Source organism: Lysobacter sp. A286 (assembly GCF_054052105.1).
The window spans coordinates 1837753-1858424 of record NZ_JBSVRJ010000001.1 but is presented as its reverse complement, the minus strand read 5'-3'; the positions used below and the strand labels follow the sequence as shown (position 1 = coordinate 1858424).

At 64.1% G+C, this 20672-nt stretch carries 16 protein-coding genes and 2 tRNA genes; 10 read left to right on the top strand and 8 right to left on the bottom strand.

The window, feature by feature from the left end:
• The first annotated feature begins 11 nt into the window (after positions 1-11).
• A complete protein-coding gene (locus ACW7G0_RS08540; protein WP_456989089.1) occupies positions 12-3470 on the top strand; it encodes a pilus assembly protein in 3459 nt (1152 codons plus the stop codon).
• Between the two features lie 5 nt (positions 3471-3475).
• Complete coding sequence (locus ACW7G0_RS08535) at positions 3476-3958, top strand: type IV pilin protein (RefSeq protein ID WP_456989488.1); 483 nt, start codon at positions 3476-3478, stop codon at positions 3956-3958.
• A gap of 6 nt (positions 3959-3964) precedes the next feature.
• Here the strand turns inward: ACW7G0_RS08535 and ACW7G0_RS08530 are convergent, their stop codons facing one another.
• The 3 genes from ACW7G0_RS08530 to ACW7G0_RS08520 form a co-directional block, all read right to left on the bottom strand.
• Positions 3965-4207, bottom strand: a complete 243-nt coding sequence (locus ACW7G0_RS08530) for a hypothetical protein (RefSeq protein WP_456989087.1) — start codon at positions 4205-4207, stop codon at positions 3965-3967.
• Between the two features lie 237 nt (positions 4208-4444).
• A tRNA-Asn gene (locus tag ACW7G0_RS08525) sits at positions 4445-4521 on the bottom strand.
• 52 nt (positions 4522-4573) lie between these two features.
• Positions 4574-5110 (bottom strand): GspH/FimT family pseudopilin, encoded by a 537-nt coding sequence (locus ACW7G0_RS08520; RefSeq protein WP_456989085.1) that lies wholly within the window; start codon positions 5108-5110, stop codon positions 4574-4576.
• Between the two features lie 153 nt (positions 5111-5263).
• On the opposite strand from ACW7G0_RS08520, the gene uvrB reads away from it, so the two are divergent.
• Entirely contained in the window at positions 5264-7369 is a 2106-nt protein-coding gene (gene uvrB / locus ACW7G0_RS08515) for an excinuclease ABC subunit UvrB (protein ID WP_456989083.1), read from the top strand.
• Positions 7370-7450: 81 nt separating this feature from the next.
• A tRNA-Val gene (locus ACW7G0_RS08510) sits at positions 7451-7525 on the top strand.
• 20 nt (positions 7526-7545) lie between these two features.
• Here ACW7G0_RS08510 and ACW7G0_RS08505 read toward each other — a convergent pair.
• The 5 genes from ACW7G0_RS08505 to coxB form a co-directional block, all read right to left on the bottom strand.
• The gene (locus tag ACW7G0_RS08505) at positions 7546-8667 is read right to left on the bottom strand and encodes a c-type cytochrome (RefSeq protein ID WP_456989081.1); all 1122 of its coding nucleotides are present in this window, start codon (positions 8665-8667) and stop codon (positions 7546-7548) included.
• 112 nt (positions 8668-8779) lie between these two features.
• Complete coding sequence (locus tag ACW7G0_RS08500; protein ID WP_456989079.1) at positions 8780-9481, bottom strand: cytochrome c oxidase assembly protein; 702 nt, start codon at positions 9479-9481, stop codon at positions 8780-8782.
• Positions 9481-9909: a hypothetical protein gene (locus ACW7G0_RS08495; protein ID WP_456989077.1), complete on the bottom strand. Its 429-nt coding sequence runs from the start codon at positions 9907-9909 to the stop codon at positions 9481-9483. The genes ACW7G0_RS08500 and ACW7G0_RS08495 overlap by 1 nt, the downstream gene beginning before the upstream one ends.
• 10 nt (positions 9910-9919) lie before the next feature.
• Complete coding sequence (gene ctaD, locus ACW7G0_RS08490; RefSeq protein ID WP_456989075.1) at positions 9920-12403, bottom strand: cytochrome c oxidase subunit I; 2484 nt, start codon at positions 12401-12403, stop codon at positions 9920-9922.
• Positions 12400-13293: a cytochrome c oxidase subunit II gene (gene coxB / locus ACW7G0_RS08485; protein ID WP_456989073.1), complete on the bottom strand. Its 894-nt coding sequence runs from the start codon at positions 13291-13293 to the stop codon at positions 12400-12402. The genes ctaD and coxB overlap by 4 nt, the downstream gene beginning before the upstream one ends.
• A gap of 490 nt (positions 13294-13783) precedes the next feature.
• On the opposite strand from coxB, the gene thrS reads away from it, so the two are divergent.
• The 6 genes from thrS (at position 13784) to pheT (ending at position 20618) form a co-directional block, all read left to right on the top strand.
• Complete coding sequence (gene thrS, locus ACW7G0_RS08480; RefSeq protein WP_456989071.1) at positions 13784-15685, top strand: threonine--tRNA ligase; 1902 nt, start codon at positions 13784-13786, stop codon at positions 15683-15685.
• Positions 15686-15765: 80 nt separating this feature from the next.
• The gene (gene infC, locus ACW7G0_RS08475) at positions 15766-16287 is read left to right on the top strand and encodes a translation initiation factor IF-3 (protein ID WP_456989487.1); all 522 of its coding nucleotides are present in this window, start codon (positions 15766-15768) and stop codon (positions 16285-16287) included.
• Positions 16288-16481: 194 nt separating this feature from the next.
• Positions 16482-16679: a 50S ribosomal protein L35 gene (rpmI, locus tag ACW7G0_RS08470; protein ID WP_456961046.1), complete on the top strand. Its 198-nt coding sequence runs from the start codon at positions 16482-16484 to the stop codon at positions 16677-16679.
• Positions 16680-16692: 13 nt separating this feature from the next.
• A complete protein-coding gene (gene rplT / locus ACW7G0_RS08465) occupies positions 16693-17052 on the top strand; it encodes a 50S ribosomal protein L20 (protein WP_456961047.1) in 360 nt (119 codons plus the stop codon).
• Between the two features lie 115 nt (positions 17053-17167).
• Complete coding sequence (gene pheS, locus ACW7G0_RS08460; RefSeq protein ID WP_456989069.1) at positions 17168-18205, top strand: phenylalanine--tRNA ligase subunit alpha; 1038 nt, start codon at positions 17168-17170, stop codon at positions 18203-18205.
• Between the two features lie 22 nt (positions 18206-18227).
• Positions 18228-20618, top strand: a complete 2391-nt coding sequence (gene pheT / locus ACW7G0_RS08455) for a phenylalanine--tRNA ligase subunit beta (RefSeq protein ID WP_456989067.1) — start codon at positions 18228-18230, stop codon at positions 20616-20618.
• The last annotated feature ends 54 nt before the right edge of the window (positions 20619-20672 follow it).

The window sequence follows — 20672 nt, the reverse complement described above, 5'->3', positions numbered from 1 at the left end:
CGGAGGTCGCGATGAAAACCTTCACCCCCCCCACCCGGCGTTGGGCGTCTAGCGCGCTGGCGACATTCCTGGTAACCCTGCTGGCGTTGCCGGTCCAAGCCGCCATCGAGATTCCGACCGCTCCGCCGATGTCGGGTAACGGTGTGCCGCCGAACATCTTGTTCATCCTGGATGATTCGGGGTCGATGGAGTATCGATCCATGCCGTTCCACACGAACAGTCTGGACAACAGCCCGAAACATCGCTCGTCGACCAACAACACCATTTATTACAATCCAGCCCAAGTTTACCAAGGCTGGACCAAGGCTGACGGCAGCCGCTACCCAGACACACCCCCCACGGACGTTTACACCCATCCAAGCCTATTAGAGGCCGCATCTTCAAATAATCTCAACCTGGGTCGTGACCTGACCACCGACGCCGATCTCACTGACTCTGAGCAGACCTTCTATGTGTTGGAGACCGATGCGACTAATCTCGTCTCCTATTACAGCTACACCAAGTACGTCCTCCATTCTGGCGGAACCGCTGCGAAGTCCTGCGAGTGGGACGGAAATGACTGGGATGATTGCGACGTCATCGGCACATTCCCGTGGGGTCGTGGCATCGCCCAGGAGTGGCAGAACTTTGCGAACTGGTATTCCTACGGCCGCACCCGCATGAAGGTGGCCAAGGCCGGTGCGTCCCAAGCGTTCGCGGGCGTTGAGGGCGACGATTTCCGCGTCGGTTTTGCCACGATCTGGAATGGCGCTAAAGCAGGAAACACTCAGCTCCCCATCCCGGTGGGCACCGACAATGGCCTGTTTCGCGATACCGCCACCACTAAGAACCGCAGCACATGGTTTTCGGCACTGCTCTCCGCAAAAGGATCGGGCAACACGCCTTTGTTGCCGGCGCTGGATCGTGCCGGCAAGTATTTCAAGGACGCAACTGACACCGGTCCCTATGGCGGCAACCTGAGCTCCCCCGATAACAAACAATTCGAATGCCGCCAGAACTTCTCCATCCTGACAACAGACGGCTACTGGAACGAAAAAGATTCCACTCCCACCGGTATCGGCAATGCGGACAACAGCGATGGCCCTTTGCACACCGCCCCGGACCCCGATCCGAATGACGATATTCCATCCAAGTCGGGCCAGTACGAGGCCAAGAAACCGTACCTAGGCGACGCCTCGATAACATTGGCTGACATTGCGGCGTACTACTGGATGAACGACCTGCGTACGGACATGGACAACATCGTGCCCGTCTCCGCGGCGAACCCGGCGTTCTGGCAGCACATGGTGACCTTCGGCATCTCCATTGGTTTGAGTGGAACCGTCGACCAGACCTCGGTCGCTGAGGTCATCGCCAACGGTGGTGTCACCATCAATGGTGCCGCGCAGAGCGACTGGCCGGATCCGACCGATACGGAAAACGCTGAGCGCATCGACGACCTGCTGCATGCCGCAGTGAATGGCCGTGGTGAATTTGTTGCCGCTACCAGCGCGGAGGCGTTTGCCCAGGCGCTCACTGATGCGCTGGGTTCCATCAGCGACCGCGTCGGCTCGGCATCCAACGTCTCGGCCAACAGCACTTCGCTGAGCCTGAACACCCGTCTTTACGCCGGCAGCTATGTTGGTGGCGCGTGGTCGGGTGAGCTGAAGGCGCTCAAGGTCGAGAACATGTCTGCGGTCAACGAGCCGCCCATCTGGGCGGCGTCTGAGAAGATGCCGACAACCGTCACCAGTCGCGACATTTTTGTTTACGACGGCACCGCGAAGGAGTTCAAATACTCGGTGCTCTCTACAACACTGAGGGCGCAACTGAGGACGCCCCTGGTCAGCGTCGGCACGGACGATGGCGACAATTTCGCTGACGCAGCAGCATTGGCGGCGGCGCGGGTGGAATATATTCGCGGCAGCAAAGAATTTGAACTCACCAACCAGGGGCCGTTTCGGAATCGCAGGCGCTCGGGTAATCACGCGCCGCTGGGCGACATCATCCATTCCTCGCCCTTCTACCTGCAAAACGAAGTTACCGGCGGTACCAACTCCGTGTTCGTGGGCGCGAACGACGGCATGTTGCACGCTTTCGACGCCGACACGGGCGAGGAACTGTTCGGGTATATCCCGGCGGGAACCGACTGGGAGAATCTTGTCAGCTACAGCAGCACCAGTTATCCCCATGCCTATTTCGTGGACGGTCCGGTGACGGTGGCGCCACGCGCGATGGCCAGTGGACGCAATATCCTGGTGGGCGCATTGGGTCGCGGGGGCAAGGGCCTGTACGCACTGGACGTGACCGACCCGAGCAGCTTTTCCAGCACCGACGTCAAGTGGGACAACTCCACTCAGGGAGATGCCGACCCGGACATGGGACACGTGCTGTCTCGCATATTTGTCGCCAACGTCAACAACGGGCGGCCGGCTGTGATCTTCGGCAACGGGGTGAACAGCACCAACGGCCATGCCGTGCTCTACGTAGTCGACCTTGTGACCGGCGTCGAACTGGCGAAGATCGATACCGGCGTGGGCGGTGACAACGCGCTGTCGGCGCCGACAGGCTGGGATTCCGATGGCAACGGCACCGTGGACATCGTCTACGCCGGCGACCTGAAGGGCAATGTCTGGCAGTTTGATCTGTCGTCCGGTACGGCGAGCGACTGGGACGTGTCTTTCAGCGAGAGCGGAGACCCCGCGCCGATGTTTGTCGCCACCGACAGCGCCGGCAACCGGCAAGCCATCACCGGCGCGGTCTCGGTGACGTCCGACCCGACCACCTACACGGCGTGGATCGTGTTTGGTACGGGCCGTCTCTACAACAACGACGATCTGTGGAACGCCGACGGCACCGCGAACCTGGCGGTCAACAGCATCTATGGCATCCGGGTTCCGAATGCCGGGCCGCTGGGAACGCGTGCGGACATCGACGGTGATGCCGACGGTCTGCAGGTCCGCCACATCGAGCTGGCGGGTATCTCGCAGACGGATAGTCAGGCCATCCGTGGCTTCGAATTGGCCAGCGCACTCGACGATGGCAAGCAGGGCTGGGTGCTGGACCTGTTGACACCGCCGATACCCGGAACTGCTGAAGGCGAGCGCGTCGTAGGTGATGCACAGGTGATCAACGGTGTGTTCGTGTTTTCGAGCATCCTCCCCAGCAGCGATCCCTGCCTGCCGGGCGGCCGCGGATTCCTGAATGCGATCAACGCCTTTACCGGTGCCAGTGTTCCAGCGTATTTCTTCGACCTGGATGGTGACGGCGCTCATACCGGTGCAGACGACATTGGTGGCGGCGGTGGCGACGACGACCCGGAGCAGCGTCCGGTCGGCTCGGTGGATACCGGGGTTGGCGTGCCAACCAATCCGACCATGATGGACAAGGTCGTGTGTGTGAATGGTTCGAGCGGCACCACGGAATGCAAGGCCATCAACAACCCGGCAACGTCCGGCCGCATTTCCTGGCGCGAGCTGATTGGGGGTTGAAAGTGATGACGAAAAATGAATTTGACAGTCGGGACCGTGAGACCTTGGCTTCCACATATCGGAAGCAGCGCGGCTTCACATTGATCGAGTTGATGATTGTGGTGGCGGTTATCGCCATTCTCACCGCGATCGCGTACCCGAGTTACCAAAATTACGTCATAAAGACGCGACGAGCTGCGGCGGCAGCATGCTCACTGGAAGCGGCGCAATTCATGGAGCGGTTCTATACGACCAATCTCAGTTATGCCAAAGACACGGCGGGAAGCGACGTGTCTTTGCCGGTCGGGCAATGCGCGAACGACATTGCTGATCACTACACGGTTCGGCTCTCCACTACTGTGCCTGTTACTGCAACGAGCTACAGAATCGAGGCGGAACCGAAAGGGGCTCAGGCCACGAAGGACGCCAAATGCGCTACGTTGTCGATTGATCAGACAGGCAGGAAGATGGTCAGCAACACGGCGACGCCAGCCAGCGCGTGCTGGTAGCGGTCATCAGGCTTCAATAAAAAAGGCCTTGATGAGGGCGGAGGGCTCGCCGGGCCGGGCGGATGCGAGTTCCCGCCAGAGATCCTGTTCCGAGCGCGGCAGCTTGCGGGCATAGATATAGGGCGGGACGCCGGAGACATGGCCCACGCCGAGCGCATCGGCGGCGGCGAACAATCCCAGACATGGTCGGTGGCGCGAGACCGCCTTGTGCAATTGAGTCTGGCCTGCGCCAGGATTCAGGAAGCACATGCGCATTTCCGGGGGAGTGCAGCGCGGCGGACTGCCAGCGGCGGAACAGCTCCGTGCGCCGCACCAGTTGCAGGGGCGCCGGCTTGGGCACCAGAACGATCCATAAACGGGTCGGGAGAGCATCCGATGATCTGTTTATGAGTCAGGTGCGTAACTGGTGGCGTTGCCAAGCCGTCAGCCTCCCCTAATTCTGGCCAAACAAAAAGGGCCGCGATTGCTCGCGGCCCTCAAGATGTCTGGCGCCCGAAGCTGGACTCGAACCAGCGACCCCCTGATTAACAGTCAAGTGCTCTAACCAGCTGAGCTATTCGGGCGGGGATGGGCATTGTAAGCGTTGCAGCATGGGGGTCAAGCTTTCCGCGACGATCAGGGCATGTATGGGCATGCCGGTGCCTCGTCGTAGCGCTCGCTCCGAGGCCTCCCGGCATTGTTGACCACCACCTTGCCAAGCAGCAGGGCGTTCTTTTCACCGCATAGCCGGATACTGATGTTGCTGCCGTAAGCCCAGCCGCTTGGCGTGAAGCGCACCTGGGTCCGTCCCTGGGTGCTCCGCAAGGCTAGGCCGTTGCCAATCCCGTCGATCCGCTTAAGCACAGCCCCCACCGATGCCGGCTGGTCGCCATGTCCCGGATCTGCGAAAAGGATCCAGCCGTCATCCCACACCACGTCGTCCCGACAGGTTTGGCCATCGCTGCTGGGGCAGATGCTGACCGCCTGGCCATGCTTGACGGCGCTCAATCGCGCGGTGGCCAGCGAGGTGGTCAACAGGTGAAAGGCGCTGGCGGTGCGCGCCCGCTGTTGCAAGCCGGCAAACGTGGGTACCCCCAAGGTCAGGGTGACCACCAGTACCGCCAGCGTCACCATCAACTCAATCAGTGTGAATCCCTTCGCCATGGACTTCATCGGCCGACTCCATTCGGACAAGCTGCAGGGTCGCGCGCGCCGGACTGAACGGTTATCGGCCACCTGCCCGCGCCGGGGTAGGGAAGTGCCGCACCTGCCCCCATCAAGGTGGAGTCCTACACTGGGGGTTTGGCGGCTAGACGCTTCGACACGATGAACGACGAAACCCACATGGCGACACCTGCGACGCAATCCGGCCGGAAAGCGCCGCGGCCCGGCGACCGGTTCCCGGGTTCGCGCCAGCGCGAAGGCACCTTCGAGCTGGTCTCGCCGTACTCCCCGGCGGGCGACCAGCCGCAGGCGATCACGAAGCTGGTCGAGGGCTTCGAGGCCGGCCTGGCACACCAGACGTTGCTGGGCGTGACCGGCTCGGGCAAGACCTACACCATCGCCAACGTGATCCAGCAGGTGCAGAGACCGACCCTGGTGATGGCGCCCAACAAGACGCTGGCGGCGCAGTTGTACGGGGAGTTCAAGTCGTTCTTCCCCAACAACGCGGTCGAGTACTTCGTCAGCTACTACGACTACTACCAGCCCGAGGCCTATGTGGCGTCGTCGGACACCTTCATCGAGAAGGACAGCTCGGTGAACGAGCACATCGAGCAGATGCGGCTGTCGGCGACCAAGGCGCTGCTGGAGCGGCGCGACGCGATCATCGTGTGCACGGTGTCGGCGATCTACGGGCTGGGCGACCCGAACGAATATTTCCGGATGGTGCTGCACATGGTGCGGGGCGAGCGCATCGATCAGCGCGAGCTGATCCGCCGCCTGACCGAAATGCAGTACGTGCGCAACGACACCGAGCTGCGGCGCGGCACCTACCGGGTGCGCGGCGAGGTGATCGACGTGCACCCGGCGGAGTCGGAAATGGAGGCGGTGCGGATCGAGCTGTTCGATGGCGAGATCGAGGCGGTCACCGCGTTCGACCCGCTGACCGGCGAGACCCTGCGCAAGTTGCCGCGCTACACGATCTACCCGAAGTCGCACTACGTGACCACGCGCCGCAGCGTGCTGGACGCGGTCAAGGCGATCAAGGAGGAGCTGAAGGTCCGGCTGGAGCACCTGTATGCGCAGAACAAGCTGGTCGAGGCGCAGCGGCTCGCACAGCGCACCCAGTTCGATCTGGAGATGCTGGCCGAGGTCGGTTTCTGCAACGGCGTGGAGAACTACTCCCGCCACCTGACCGGCCACATGCCCGGCGAGCCGCCACCGTGCCTGTTCGACTACCTGCCGCCGGATGCGCTGCTGGTGCTGGACGAGTCGCACGTGACCGTCCCGCAGATCGGCGCGATGTACAAGGGCGACCGCTCGCGCAAGGAGACGCTGGTCGAGTTCGGGTTCCGGCTGCCGTCGGCGTTGGACAACCGGCCGCTGAAGTTCGAGGAGTGGGAAGGGCGCTCGCCGCGGTCGATCTTCGTCTCCGCGACCCCACGTGATTACGAGCTGCAGAAATCGGAAGGGCAGGTGGTTGAGTTGGTCGTGCGACCGACCGGGTTGATCGACCCACAGGTCGAGATCCGTCCGGTCGCGACCCAGGTCGACGACGTCATGGGCGAGATCACCAAGCGCGTCGCGATGGGCGACCGGGTGCTGATCACCACCCTGACCAAACGGATGTCCGAGAACCTCACCGAGTACCTCGCCGAGCACGGCGTGCGGGTGCGCTACCTGCACTCGGACATCGATACGGTGGAGCGGGTGGAGATCATCCGTGATCTGCGGCTGGGCAAGTTCGACGTGCTGGTCGGCATCAACCTGCTGCGCGAGGGCCTGGACATGCCGGAGGTGTCGCTGGTGGCGATCCTGGATGCGGACAAGGAGGGCTTCCTGCGCTCGGCCGGCTCATTGATCCAGACCATCGGCCGCGCCGCCCGCAACGTCCGCGGCAAGGCGATCCTGTACGCGGACAAGATGACCAAATCGATGCAGAAGGCAATCGATGAGACCGACCGCCGCCGGGCCAAGCAGGTCGAGTACAACACCGAGCACGGGATCACCCCGACCTCGATCAACCGGGCGGTGATGGACATCATGGAAGGAGCCCGGGTGGATCCGGACGCGCTCAAGGGCCGCAACAAGGCGCGCCAGGTGGCCGAGGAGATGGCGGAATATGCGGCGCTCAGCCCCGGCCAGTTGGCGGCAAGCATCAAGAAGCTGGAGCAACAGATGTACCAGCACGCCCGCGACCTGGAGTTCGAGCAGGCCGGGATAGTGCGTGATCGGCTGCGGCTGCTGAAGGAGCAAGGGTTTGGGGCGTGAGATCCTCAGACCCTATTGCCGTTGCCTCCGCGGCGGGATAAACTGCGCGCCCTCTCGCTGACTTCACGCAAGTTGGCGAACGGGCGGTTAGCTCAGTGGTAGAGCATTACCTTGACATGGTAGGGGTCGGGGGTTCGAAACCCTCACCGCCCACCACATTAGTGGTTTAAGAACGGTCAGCGCCTCAGGCTCTGGCCGTTTTTTATGCCCGCCGGACGGGCTGGCAGAGACGAGTAGTAGAGCGCCAAGTCACGGATATCGCCTTCGTCCAGGGCGTCAGCCACCATATCCATGATCGGTGCGTAGTCGGTGCCGCCGCGATCGCCATCCTTGAACAGGGTCAGTTGCAGCTCCAGATAGTCGGCGTACTGGCCGGCCAGTTGCGGGTACATCGGGTTGCGTGGAGTGGGGTCAGGGCCGTGGCAAGCGACACACGCCGGAATTCGGCGTGCGGCGACACCCTCCCGGGCCAACCTGGCGCCACGGGCGATGGCGGCAACATCCTGGCCGTGATCGGCCGGCGCCGTGGTGTCCGCGCTGCCAAGCGTGGCGTAGTACCTGGCCAGCGTCTGCATTTCGCGCGCGCCCAGCCCGGCAGCAACCGGCTGCATCACTCCACTGTGGCGCTCGCCGCGCGCATACGCGTGCAGGCTGGACAGCAGGTAAGTCTCGCTCTGCCCGGCCAGCCGTGGGAACGCGCCGTTGCCGCGACCCATGCCATCCAGGCCATGGCAGCGCGCGCAATTGGCCAGGGCCGGTGACGGCGGGGCAAGCAATGTCGTCAGGCGCGAGCCCGCGCGGCTACCGGCAAGCCCGGCGGCCTGCTCGCCATCGGCCAGTTGCCGAAACTGTGCGGCGCTGAGCGCCGGCAAGCGTTGCAGGAAAGCGACCATCGCCCAGACCTCGTCGTCGCGCTGCTGGGCCACCCACGCAGGCATCGCGGTGTACTTGATGCCGTGCTTGACTATCCAGAACAACTCGTCAGGCGCGAGCTCGGCAACCACCGGTGGCAGATACGGCGGCTCCGGCACCATCTGCTTGACGATCAGCGCCCGTGGCTGTCCCGGCGCGCCATGGCAGGGCAGGCATCCGCTGGCGTAGTGGCCGGCACCTTTCAGCACCATCGCCGGATCGTCCAGCGCTGGCATCGCAATGCCAATGGTATGGGTGGCGACCGAGCGCCTCATGGTGAACTGCAGGAACACGCGGGTGATCGGCCAGTGTCCGGCGCTGGCGGCGATCGGCATCAGCCCGGCGGTTACGAACAGCAGCCCACCCAGGCCGATTGCCGCTACCACGGCCAGCACTCGGCATAGTGCGAGTTTCCAGGAGCCCGCGGCCAGGCATTGCCAAGCCCGGCGCGGCCATCGCCACGGCGCCCACCATTGGCCCAACATCTCGCGCCGCCGGTTAGCCATCGAGCACCGCCTCCTGCCGGTCGCGCAGCAGTCCGAGCAACAACACCAGCGCGCCGGCCATGTATGCCACGCCGCCGAACAGCAGCATCAATACCCCGCCCAGGTGCTGGTCCTGAAGTGCGGTCAGGCCGAACGCGACCTCGGCACCATGTGGATACAACGCACGCGCCGCCAGTGCCAGCAACACTCCGAGCAGGGTCATGTGCATCGAGGTCATCAGCAGCCCGCCGATCCCGGCCGCGGCTCGTTGGCGGCGCTGGTCGGGGCGACCGCCGAACGCGGCCAGCCACACCAGCAGGCCGACGACAAGGAAGCTGCCTTGCTCGACCGCCAGCAACGCCGTGGAGTGGCGCGCGGCATGGTGCAGCGCTGGAGCGTGCCAACCCCACACCACGATGAACTCGATGGCCGATGCGACCACCGGCGACAGCACGGCGGCCAGCCATGACAGCCCCATGGTCGTTGGCACTTTCGACGGCAACCGCCGCACCGGATCCAGGCGCCCCCCGGCCAGACCCGACGCGAGCAATGGTGCGGCAACCGCGACTACCGACATGTGCATCGTCATGTGCGCAGCAAACGAATGCCGCGACAACTCCGGTAGGGGTCCAATCCAGGTCGCGCCCAGCACCACCAGTCCGCACGCAAACAGCCAGCCTTGGAAGGGGGTTCCCTTGGGTTGCACGGCGCGCATCAGCGACACGTCCCGATCACGCTCATCGCGATCGCCATGTAGGCCACCGCGACGAAGCTCAGCCCGCACAGCAGCAACGTGGTGAAACCGAGGAAGCGATGGCGGTCACCGCTACTGGCGGCGTCGTGCGGCAGCTCCGCCTCGCCCCACTGGTGCTGGCGCCAGCTGCGCCAGCCGAACCCCGCGATCACGACCAATGCCACTACCGTGTATGCCGCCAGCGCGACCCGCGCGGCACCCAGGGGCGCCGCTACATCCGCCGCCTTGGCGCACCAGACCGCCGCGGTGACATACGACAACAGGAAATGCGTCGCCCAGGCCGCCGGCCCGGCGGTCAGCAGCCACAGGCTGGCGCGACTTTCCGGCAACGCCGCGTCGTCGGAGGCCGGGCCGGGCGTGGCTGCATCGGGCTGTTTGCGTTCGGTCATCGTCGCGGCCTCATGTCAGCAGCGGGAAACCGGCGATCGTCGCGACCGTCACCAGCACGGTGATCGCGACGAAATGCCAGTACAACGCGACATTGCAGATATCGATGTCGTGTTCGGCGGTCATGCGCCCAGCCGCGCGGCGGGCAATGCAGTACAGCTGCATGATCATCCCGATGGCGATGTGGGCCGCGGTCCAGCCCACCAGCAACCACACCGTGGCCGGGTACGCATGCCGGGTTGGATCCATCCCGCTCAACCACGGCCCGGCGAACAGTGCCGCGGCCCCCGCGAGTGCCAGCGTCGCTGCCGCGCCGGTTGCCAGGTAGAAACCGACCCGCCGATCGCGCCGATTCAAGCCGCGAGCGAGCATCGTGCCCGCCCAGGCGAGGAGGACCAGGCCCAACGCGATCGACGGCCACAGCATGCCGGGGCCGGCGGCTGGGTCGGCCGGAAAGTCGTCGTGGACGGTCCAGAAGAAGTAATAGCCAAATACCAGGCTGGCGAAGGCAGTCATGTCGCCGATCATGGTGATGAACATCGCCCACCAGCCCACCGAGGCCTGGCCGGAGGCGTACAACGGCAGGCTCAAGCCGAGGCCGACCTCCTTGGCCGGCTTTTCTGGAATCAACGCGGTACCGGTCCACAGCCAGGTCAGGATGGCCACCAGCGCGAACGCCGCGCTTATCCCCGCGGCGACATACCAGCCGAACACCGGGAAGATGAACGTGCCGCCAGTAAACAGCGCCGCCCACAGCGTCACGAAGGTCGCTCCCGGCACCCGCAGGCACTGCTCGGGAACGGCGTCGATCGTCGAGGTGACCAGGGTCTCGCGCTTGCCCTCGGGCGCATCGGCCAGGTAGAAATGGCCGGCGTCGACCTCGCGCATCAGGCCGGGCTGGTCCCACAGCGGATAGCGGGTGTTGATGATCGGGATCGAACGCACGCCCCATGGTTTGGAGGGCATCTCGCCCAACCACTCCAGGGTGCCGGCGCGCCAGGGATCGCGCGCGGAATGATCGCGTTTGAAGGCCGTCCACAACGCGTCGAACAGCAGTAGTGCGAACCCGGCAGCCAGCACGAACGCACCGAGCGTCGACACCAGGTTGAGCAAGTCGAAGCCTTGCCCGCCACGATAGGTAAAGATCCGGCGCGGCATGCCGGCCAGCCCAGCGACATGCATTGGCAGGAACGCCACGTTGAAGCCCACGAACATCAACCAGAACACGAAGCGCCCGAGCCGCTCCGACAGTTGCTTGCCGACAATCAATGGATAGAAGTAATAGGTACCTGCGACGACCGGGAATACCATGCCGCCGATCAGCACGTAATGCAGGTGGGCGACGATGAAATAGGTGTCGTGGGCCTGGAAATTGAACGGTGCCAACGCGATCATGACCCCGGTCAAACCGCCCAGCACGAAGATGGTGATCGCGCCGAGCACGAACAGCATCGGCACCGACCGCACCAGCCGGCCGGCCAGTACCGTCGCCAGCAGCGCGAAGATCTGGATGCCGGTCGGTAGCGCGACGGCCTGGGATGCGGCGGAAAAAAACGCCAGCGAAATATTCGGCAGCCCGGTGGTGAACATATGGTGCACCCACAGCCCGAAGCTCAGGAAGCCCGTCCCGACCGCGGCCAGCACGATCCAGCTGTAGCCGACCACCGGATGCCGCGCGAACGTCGGCACGATCATCGCCACCAGCGCGATCGCCGGCAGGAAGATGATGTAGACCTCCGGGTGGCCGAAGATCCAGAATAGGTGCTGCCACAACAGCGGATCGCCGCCGCGCGCCGGGTCGAAGAACGGCCAGTCGGCCATCCGCTGCAACTCGAACATCAAATCGCCGGCGATCAGCGGCGGGAACGCGAACAGGATCATCGCCCCGACCACCAGGATGTACCAGGCATACAAGGGCATCAGGTTGATCCGCATGCCCGGCGGCCGGGTCTTGAGCACGCCGACGATCAGCTCGACCGCGGCGGCGATGGATGCGATCTCGATGAAGCTCAACCCGAGCAGCCAGATGTCGGCGCCGAGCCCGTCCTGGTACTGGGTGGTCAGCGGCGGATACATGAACCAGCCACCCTGCGGCGCGGCGTCGAAGAAGATCGAGCCGCAGACGAACACGCCGCCGATCAGGAAGCACCAGAACCCGTACGCCGACAGACGTGGAAACGGCAACTCGCGCGCGCCGAGCATCGACGGCATGATCAGAATCGAGAACGCCTCGAAGATCGGTACCGCGAACAGGAACATCATCACCGAGCCGTGCAGTGAAAACAGCTGGTTGTAGGTGGTGGCGCTGACGAAATCGTTGTCCGGCACGGCCAGCTGGACGCGCATCAACAGCGCCAGGACGCCGGCGAACAGGAAGAAGAAAACCGCGGTGGCGGTGTACCAGCGGCCGATGTCGGTGTTGTTCACCGCCGACCAGTAGCGCCAGCCAACGGGTGTCTTCCAGGCCGCTGCCAGCCGCTGGGCCTGGGTGCTCATTGCAGTCCATCCAGATAGACCGCGATTGAATCGAGCTGTGAGTCCGGCAACATGCCGAACGCCGGCATCAGCGCTTCGGGCTTGACCGCATGGGTGGTCCCGATCCAGCGTCGAAAAGCGTCGGTGTCATTGGACAGGGTGCCGGCTGCCAGGCTCAGGCGACCGCCGACGTGGGTGAGGTCGGGGCCGACCACGCCATCCGCCGGGGTTCCACGGATGGCGTGGCAGGCGCCGCAGCCATTGCCCAGGAAGGCTTGCCGACCCTGCCGGGCCAATGCCGTTTGCGGCGGCGATGCCGGTGCCGCTTGCCGCTGGAGCCAGGCATCAAACGCGTCGCGCTCCATCACCACCACCAGCAACTGCATGAACGTATGCGAGGTACCGCAATACTCCGCGCAGGCACCACGAAACACGCCGGTCCTGGTCGGCTCCAGCAATAAAGTGTTGGTTCGCCCCGGGATCATGTCGACCTTGCCGGCCAACGATGGAATCCAGAACGAGTGGATTACGTCCGGGCTGGTCAAGGTGAACTCCACCCGCTCGCCGACCGGCAACCTGATCTCGTTGGCCAGGGTGATTGGCTCCTCCTCGCCCCCCGCCGCAGGCAGATAGCGCACCCGCCACCACCATTGCTCCCCGGACACGGCGACCCGCAATCCGTCGTGCGCAATCGGCTCGCGCAGCTGTGGCATCAACACCAGGCCATATACCAGCAACATGCCCAACACCAGGGTCGGTGTGATCACGCCACCGACGAGGATCAGCCAGCGCGTCGTGCGTCGATCATGCGGCCGTGGACCCCGGAAGGTGGCATACAGCGCGATGCCGATCACGGCGACCCAGACCACTGCGGCACCCACCGCCATGATCCAGAAGAGCCTGGCGATCATTTCGGCTTCGATCCCTGCCGGATTCAACGTCGAATGAGCGTCGCTGCAACCGGTTGATCCCAGGGTTGCGACGCACATGGCAATGATGGTTTGGCTGGCGGAGGTATTTCGCACGGTGCGCTGCAGTCTCACCGCGTCTCCTCGTAGGGTCGCTCCGGATCGGCTTGGGTAGTGGTACGCGCACACGCGTGAATGCCGGGTCATGCAGTACCCATCAGCCGGCGGATGCCGACCGTCACATGCCAATCCGGCGCCGCCGTTGACTTGCGCGGGGTTGTCCCCAACTATTGCGGTATGGATCGGCATTCGGTCGATCCCATTCCGAGGTGGCCCGCGCCAACGCGCCGGCCGAGCGTGTGACATGAGCACTACCAGCGCACATTGTTGATTCCGCCCGAAGCTTCCGCACCGCGCAGGCGCCTTCGGGGCGTCTTTTTTATTTGCGCCGAGCTTTTCGGCCGTCCTTCTTGCAAGAGCCCCACAGATACCCATGATTGCAGTCACGCTTCCTGACGGCTCGCGCCGTGAATTCGACAATCCGGTTTCCGTCGCCGATGTCGCCGCCTCCATTGGCCCCGGCCTGGCCAAGGCCGCGTTGGCTGGCAAGGTCGACGGCCAACTGGTCGACACCAGCTTCCAGATCGACCGCGACGCGTCGCTGGAGATCGTCACCGACAAGCATCCCGACGCGTTGGACGTGCTGCGTCACTCCACCGCCCACCTGCTGGCCCAGGCCGTGCAGCGCCTGTTTCCGGGCGCGCAGGTCACCATCGGCCCGGTGATCGACAACGGCTTCTATTACGACTTCGCCTATGAGCGCCCGTTTACCCCCGAGGACCTGCCGGCGATCGAGGCGGAGATGCTCAAGATCGTGAAGGAGGCGCAGCCGGTCAGTCGCAGCGTCAAGTCGCGCGACGAGGCGGTCGCCTTCTTCAAGGGCATCGGCGAGCACTACAAGGCCGAGATCATCGAGTCGATCCCGGCTGACGAGGCTCTCTCGCTCTACAGCCAGGGCGAGTTCACCGACCTGTGTCGTGGCCCGCATGTGCCCAGCACCGACAAGCTGCGCGCATTCAAGCTGATGAAGGTCGCCGGTGCCTACTGGCGCGGCGACCACCACAACCAGATGCTCAGCCGCATCTACGGGACCAGTTGGCTCAACGACAAGGACCTGAAGGCCTGGCTGCACCAGTTGGAAGAGGCCGAGAAGCGCGACCACCGCAAGATCGCCAAACAGCAGGACCTGTTCCACCTGCAGGAAGAGGCGCCCGGCCTGGTCTTCTGGCACCCCAAGGGCTGGTCGATCTGGCAGGTGGTGGAGCAGTACATGCGCGGCGTCTATCGCCAAAGCGGTTATGCCGAAGTGCGTTGTCCGCAGATCCTGGACGTGGAGCTGTGGAAGAAGTCCGGCCACTGGGACAACTACCAGGAGAACATGTTCTTCACCGAGTCGGAGAAGCGGACCTACGCGCTGAAACCGATGAATTGCCCCGGCCATGTGCAGGTGTTCAATCACGGCCTGCACAGTTATCGTGACCTGCCGATCCGCTACGGCGAGTTTGGCGCCTGCCACCGCAACGAGCCGTCGGGCGCGCTGCACGGGATCCTGCGCGTGCGTGGCTTCACCCAGGACGACGGCCACGTGTTCTGCACCGAGGCACAGATCGAGTCCGAGGTCACCGCCTTCCACGCCCAGGCGATGGCGGTCTATGCGGACTTCGGCTTCAGCGACGTGCAGGTCAAGTTGGCGCTGCGTCCCGAGCCGCGGATGGGTGACGATGCGACCTGGGACAAGGCCGAGGAGGCCCTGCGTTCGGCCCTGCGCGCGGCCGGTGTGGAGTGGGAGGAGCTGCCCGGCGAGGGTGCCTTCTACGGCCCCAAGATCGAGTACCACCTGCGCGACGCGATCGGCCGAACCTGGCAACTGGGCACCATGCAGGTCGATTTCATGATGCCGGCCCGACTGGGCGCCGAGTACATCGACGAAGCCAGCCAGCGCCGCCACCCGGTCATGCTGCATCGCGCGATCGTCGGGTCGATGGAGCGCTTCATCGGCATCCTGATCGAGCACCATGAGGGGCGTTTCCCGGCCTGGTTGGCGCCGGTGCAGGCGATGGTGATGAACATCACCGATGCCCAGGCCGATTACGCCGCTGAAGCGCTCAAAGCCCTTGCGGATCAAGGGTTCCGGGTGGCCAGCGATTTGCGCAACGAAAAGATCGGCTATAAGATCCGCGAGCACACGCTGCAGCGCGTGCCATACCTGCTGGTGGTCGGTGACCGCGAGAAGGAAAATGGCCAGGTCGCGGTGCGCGCACGCGGGGGGGAGGATCTGGGGTCGATGACCGTCGCCGAATTCGCCCAGCGTTTACGCAGTGAAGACATTCGCTAAGGCAACGTAGTTCATAATGGTCCATTCGCACGTGCGCAGCTGCACGCGCGGCTGGCTCGACCCATACCGGAGATTGCAACATCAGTACCCCCGACAAGCGGAACCGCAAGAATCAGGAGATCCGCGTACCCAAGGTGCGTGTGATTGGCAGCGATGGCGAGATGGTCGGCGTGCTTTCGCGCGACGAAGCGCTCGAGCTTGCGCAGGAAGAGGGCCTCGACCTGGTCGAGATCCAGCCTCACGGCGATCCGCCGGTCTGCCGCATCATGGATTTCGGCAAGTTCATCTTCGACCTTCAGAAGAAGGCCAACGCCGCCAAGAAGAAGCAGAAACAGGTCGAGATCAAGGAAATCAAGTTCCGCCCGGTCACCGATGAAGGCGACTACCAGATCAAGCTGCGCAACATGCGCCGGTTCCTGGAAGAGGGCGACAAGATCAAGGTCAACATCCGCTTCCGTGGCCGCGAAATGCGCCATCAGGAGCTGGGCCGCCAGATGGCGAGCCGGATCGAGCTGGACCTTGGCGACGACGTTGTCGTTGAATCGCGTCCGCGCCTGGAAGGCCGGCAGATGGTGATGATGATCGCGCCCAAGAAGAAGTAGCATCACGCATTGCAACCATGAAACCCAGCCGGCATAATGGTCGGCCGGGTGAACCGGTGTTGTTTGCAGTTGTTGTCAGGACCTGTTGTTGATTCGCTTGCGGATCAATGGCTTACAAGCCGGCACGGGCAGGACGGAAAGTGTGGCCATGCCACCGCCCAGGTCAGTTACAGAAACCCGAAAGGACATTCGCAATGCCCAAGATGAAGACTCACCGTGGAGCGGCCAAGCGTTTTCGCAAGATCGCTTCCGGCAAGTTCAAGTGCGGCCACGCCAACCGTAGCCACATCCTCACCAAAAAGACGACCAAGCGGAAGCGCAACCTGAGGCAGGCGAACCACGTTCGCGCCGAAGATGCCGGCCGTATTGCCCGCATGCTGCCGTACGCCTGAGGAGGACTGAGAAATGGCACGAGTCAAACGTGGTGTACAGGCGCGTAGGCGTCACAAGAAAATCCTGAAGCAGGCCAAGGGCTACTACCACGCCCGCCGCAAGGTCTATCGCGTCGCCTACCAGGCGGTCACGAAGGCCCTGCAGTACGCCTACATCGGCCGCAAGCAGAAGAAGCGCAATTTCCGCTCGCTGTGGATCGCCCGCATCAACGCGGCATCCCGCGCCAATGGCATTAGCTACAGCCGCTTCATGAATGGCCTGCTGAAGGCCGGCATTACCCTTGACCGCAAGGTGCTGGCGGATATCGCCGTGCACGACGCGGCAGGTTTTGCCGCGCTGACCGAGAAAGCCAAGGGCGCACTCGCAGCGTAAGGTGTCGCGTCGCTCGCGTGCGGGAGTTGATCCCGCGACGCAGTGAGCCGACAACGCAATACACGCATGGGGAAGGGCGCAAGTCCTTCCCCATGTTTGGTTCTGGGGATTGCAGATGAGCGGCATCGAACAATTGACCGAACAGGCACTGGCCGATATTGCCGCCGCCGATTCGCCCGAGCTGATCGAGGCATTGCGGGTGGCCCTGCTCGGCAAGTCCGGCAGCATCACCGCCCAGCTCAAGCAACTGGGCAACCTGCCGGGCGACCAGCGCAAGGCGGCCGGCGAGAAGATCAACAAGGCGCGCGATGTGCTGTCCACCGCGCTGGCGGCGCGCAAGGCGACGCTGGCCGCCGCAGTGCTGGATGCACGCCTGGTGGCGGAAACACTGGACGTTACCCTGCCCGGTATCGATGCCGCCTGCGGTGGGCTGCACCCGGTCAGCCGCACCCTGGAGCGCATGACCGACATCTTCGGTCGCCTCGGTTTCGAGTTGTCCGACGGTCCGGAGATCGAGGACGACTGGCATAACTTCGAGGCCCTGAACTTCCCGCCGCACCATCCGGCGCGGGCCATGCACGACACCTTTTACATGTCCGGGGACGATGCCGCTGAGGCCGGCGGCAACAGGCACTTGCTGCGCACCCATACCTCGGGCGTGCAGGTGCGCTACATGATGGACCTGCTTGCCAAAGGCGGCACGCCACCGTTGCGGATGATCGCCGCCGGCAAGGTCTACCGCAGCGACAGTGACCAGACCCATACCCCGATGTTCCATCAGGTCGAAGGGCTGTTGATCGACGAGGCCGCCAGTTTTGCCGACCTCAAAGGCACCTTGGCCGAGTTCGTGCGTGCGTTTTTCGAGCGTGATTTCGAGATGCGTTTCCGGCCCAGCTATTTTCCATTCACCGAGCCGTCCGCCGAGGTCGACATCGCCTGGCAGCAGCCCGACGGCAGCACCCGCTGGCTGGAAGTGCTCGGTTGCGGAATGGTTCACCCGAACGTGCTGCGCAATGTCGGTATCGACCCGGAGAAGTACACCGGATTCGCGTTCGGGATGGGCGTGGAGCGTCTTGCCATGCTGCGATACGGGGTTGACGACCTGCGCAGTTTCTTCGACAACGACGTGCGCTTCTTGAAGCAGTTCGCGTGACCATCCCGCGTAGTGGAAAGCGATGAAATTCTCCGAAAACTGGCTGCGCCAGCACGTACCGACCGAAGCCAGCCACGATGAGCTGGTCGCAACCCTGACCGCGATCGGCCTGGAGGTCGAAGAGGTCACCGAGCTGGGGCAATCGCTCGATGGCGTGGTGGTCGCGCAAATAGTCAGTGCCGACAAGCACCCGGAGGCGGACCGCCTGCAGGTCTGCCAGGTCGACGTCGGCGATGGCGAGATCGTGCAGATCGTCTGTGGCGCGCCCAACGCGCGCGCGGGCCTCAAGGCGCCACTGGCCAAGGTAGGTGCCGTGTTGCCGGGCGGGATGAAGATCGAGCCGGCCAAGCTGCGTGGCGTGGAGTCGTTTGGCATGTTGTGCTCGGCCAAGGAGCTGGGTACCGATGGCGATGCGTCCGGTCTGCTGGAACTGCCGGCCGATGCCGTGACAGGCTTGCCGATGACCGGGTTGCTCGGCCTGCCCGACGCCAGTATCGAGATCAAGCTGACCCCGAACCGGGCGGATTGCTTCAGTGTGCGCGGGATCGCGTTTGACGTTGCCGCGGCGCTGGACGGGCAGGTTGCCTCATTCGATATCGAGCCGGTGCCCGCGACCGCTGAGGCGAAGCTTGCTATCCAGCTCAGTGCGGGCGCCGCTGCGCCACGCTACTGCGGCCGGGTGATCGAAGGCATCGATGGCACGGTCCCGACCCCGCTATGGATTGCCGAGCGCTTGCGCCGCAGTGGCGTGCGCCCGGTATCGTTGCTGGTCGACGTGACCCAGTACGTGATGCTGGAGCTGGGCCAGCCAATGCATGCCTTCGACCGTGACCTGCTGGCCGGGCCGATCGGTGTGCGCTGGGCGCGCACCGGGGAAAGCTTGAAGTTGCTGGATGGCAGGACGGTCCAGCTCGATGAGCAGTTCCTGGCCATTACCGACGCCGACAAGCCGGTTGCCCTTGCCGGGGTGATGGGCGGTTTCGACAGCCGGGTCACCGACGCCAGCCGCAACGTATTCCTCGAGTCCGCCCATTTCGCCCCCAGCGCGATCATCGGCCGCAGTCGCAAACTCGGCCTGCACACCGACGCCGCGCACCGTTACGAGCGTGGTGTGGATCCGGAACTGCCGCGTGCGGCAATCGAATATGCAACCCGGTTGATCCTTGATGCTGCCGGTGGCATGCCCGGTCCGGTGGTGGAAGAAGCGTTGCCGGAACACCTGCCGCAACCAGGGCCGATCCGTTTGCGTCGCGCCCGGCTTGCCCGCGTGTTGGGGCTGGACGTGCCCGATGCCAAGGTCGAGCAGATCCTGAAAGCGTTGGGCCTGGTCGTCGAGGTAAGCGACGAGGGCTGGCAGGTCACCGCACCGGGTCGACGGTTTGACATCGCGATCGAGGAAGACCTGATCGAGGAAGTGGCACGGATCCACGGCTACGACTCGATCCCCACGACCCTGCCGTCCGGCGCCTCGCGGCTGGCAGCGCCCAGCGAGGCGAGGGTGGACGAGGGCAGCATCCGTCGGCAACTGGTTGGGCGCGATTACCTGGAGGCCATCAACTACGCCTTCGTCGACGCCGGGCTGTTGCAGTCCTGGGGTTTGGGCGATGGCGCGGTGTCGCTGGCCAATCCGCTCAGCGCCGAGCTCGCGGTGATGCGCACCTCGTTGCTGCCAGGACTGGTCGCCGCGCTGGGCCGGAATGTCGCACGCCAGCAATCCCGTGTGCGCCTGTTCGAGCTCGGCAACGTATTCGCCGCGGTCAACGGGCAAGCGCCGCATCAGCACCTGCGAGTGGCGGGCGCGGCCTGCGGGAATGTCTCCATCGAGCAATGGGCCGTGGCCGAGCGCGAGGTGGGCTTTCACGACTTGAAGGGTGACCTGGAGAGTCTGGCCGCCTTGTCGGGCGCCCGCTTGGAGTACCGGGCGTCGCAGCCGGGCTGGGCGCACCCGGGCCGCTGCGCTGACGTCTTTCGCGTTGACGACAAAGGCAGCGCGATCGCACTGGGGTGGATCGGCCAGCTGCATCCGCGCCTGCAACAGGCGATGGAAATCGATTGCGATGTGGTGGCGTTCGAGCTCGACCTGGCGCCGCTGACCGCGCGCCCGCTGCCACGTTCAGCGGCCTTGTCCAGGTACCCGTCGGTGCGCCGTGACCTGGCGTTCGTGGTGCCCGATGCCGTGTCCTGGGCGATGGTTTCCGCCAGCGTTCGTGGCGCTGCGGGCCGGGTACTGCGTGAGCTGGTGTTGTTTGATCAGTACCAGGGCAAGGGTGTTGAATCAGGGTGCAAGAGTCTCGCTATGGGCTTGATTTTGCAGGAAGAATCCCGCACGCTGACTGAGCCCGACGTGGATGCGGTGGTAACCGCGGTCACTGCGGCGTTGCAGTCGGAACACGGCGCCACGCTACGCAGTTGATGGTCGCGGCAACATTTGGCCGCGATGTGCAGAAGGGCAATCGTGCGGCGACAG

Excerpts from the sequence above, each read along its gene's own strand:
- ACW7G0_RS08530 (WP_456989087.1), bottom strand. The coding sequence starts at position 4,207 with ATGTGCTTCCTGAATCCTGGCGCAGGCCAGACTCAATTGCACAAGGCG.
- rpmI (WP_456961046.1), top strand. The coding sequence starts at position 16,482 with ATGCCCAAGATGAAGACTCACCGTGGAGCGGCCAAGCGTTTTCGCAAG.
- ctaD (WP_456989075.1), bottom strand. The coding sequence starts at position 12,403 with ATGAGCACCCAGGCCCAGCGGCTGGCAGCGGCCTGGAAGACACCCGTT.
- ACW7G0_RS08520 (WP_456989085.1), bottom strand. The coding sequence starts at position 5,110 with ATGAAGTCCATGGCGAAGGGATTCACACTGATTGAGTTGATGGTGACG.
- thrS (WP_456989071.1), top strand. The coding sequence starts at position 13,784 with ATGATTGCAGTCACGCTTCCTGACGGCTCGCGCCGTGAATTCGACAAT.
- ACW7G0_RS08540 (WP_456989089.1), top strand. The coding sequence starts at position 12 with ATGAAAACCTTCACCCCCCCCACCCGGCGTTGGGCGTCTAGCGCGCTG.
- ACW7G0_RS08500 (WP_456989079.1), bottom strand. The coding sequence starts at position 9,481 with ATGCGCGCCGTGCAACCCAAGGGAACCCCCTTCCAAGGCTGGCTGTTT.
- pheT (WP_456989067.1), top strand. The coding sequence starts at position 18,228 with ATGAAATTCTCCGAAAACTGGCTGCGCCAGCACGTACCGACCGAAGCC.
- uvrB (WP_456989083.1), top strand. The coding sequence starts at position 5,264 with ATGAACGACGAAACCCACATGGCGACACCTGCGACGCAATCCGGCCGG.
- rplT (WP_456961047.1), top strand. The coding sequence starts at position 16,693 with ATGGCACGAGTCAAACGTGGTGTACAGGCGCGTAGGCGTCACAAGAAA.
- ACW7G0_RS08495 (WP_456989077.1), bottom strand. The coding sequence starts at position 9,909 with ATGACCGAACGCAAACAGCCCGATGCAGCCACGCCCGGCCCGGCCTCC.
- coxB (WP_456989073.1), bottom strand. The coding sequence starts at position 13,293 with ATGATCGCCAGGCTCTTCTGGATCATGGCGGTGGGTGCCGCAGTGGTC.
- pheS (WP_456989069.1), top strand. The coding sequence starts at position 17,168 with ATGAGCGGCATCGAACAATTGACCGAACAGGCACTGGCCGATATTGCC.
- ACW7G0_RS08535 (WP_456989488.1), top strand. The coding sequence starts at position 3,476 with ATGACGAAAAATGAATTTGACAGTCGGGACCGTGAGACCTTGGCTTCC.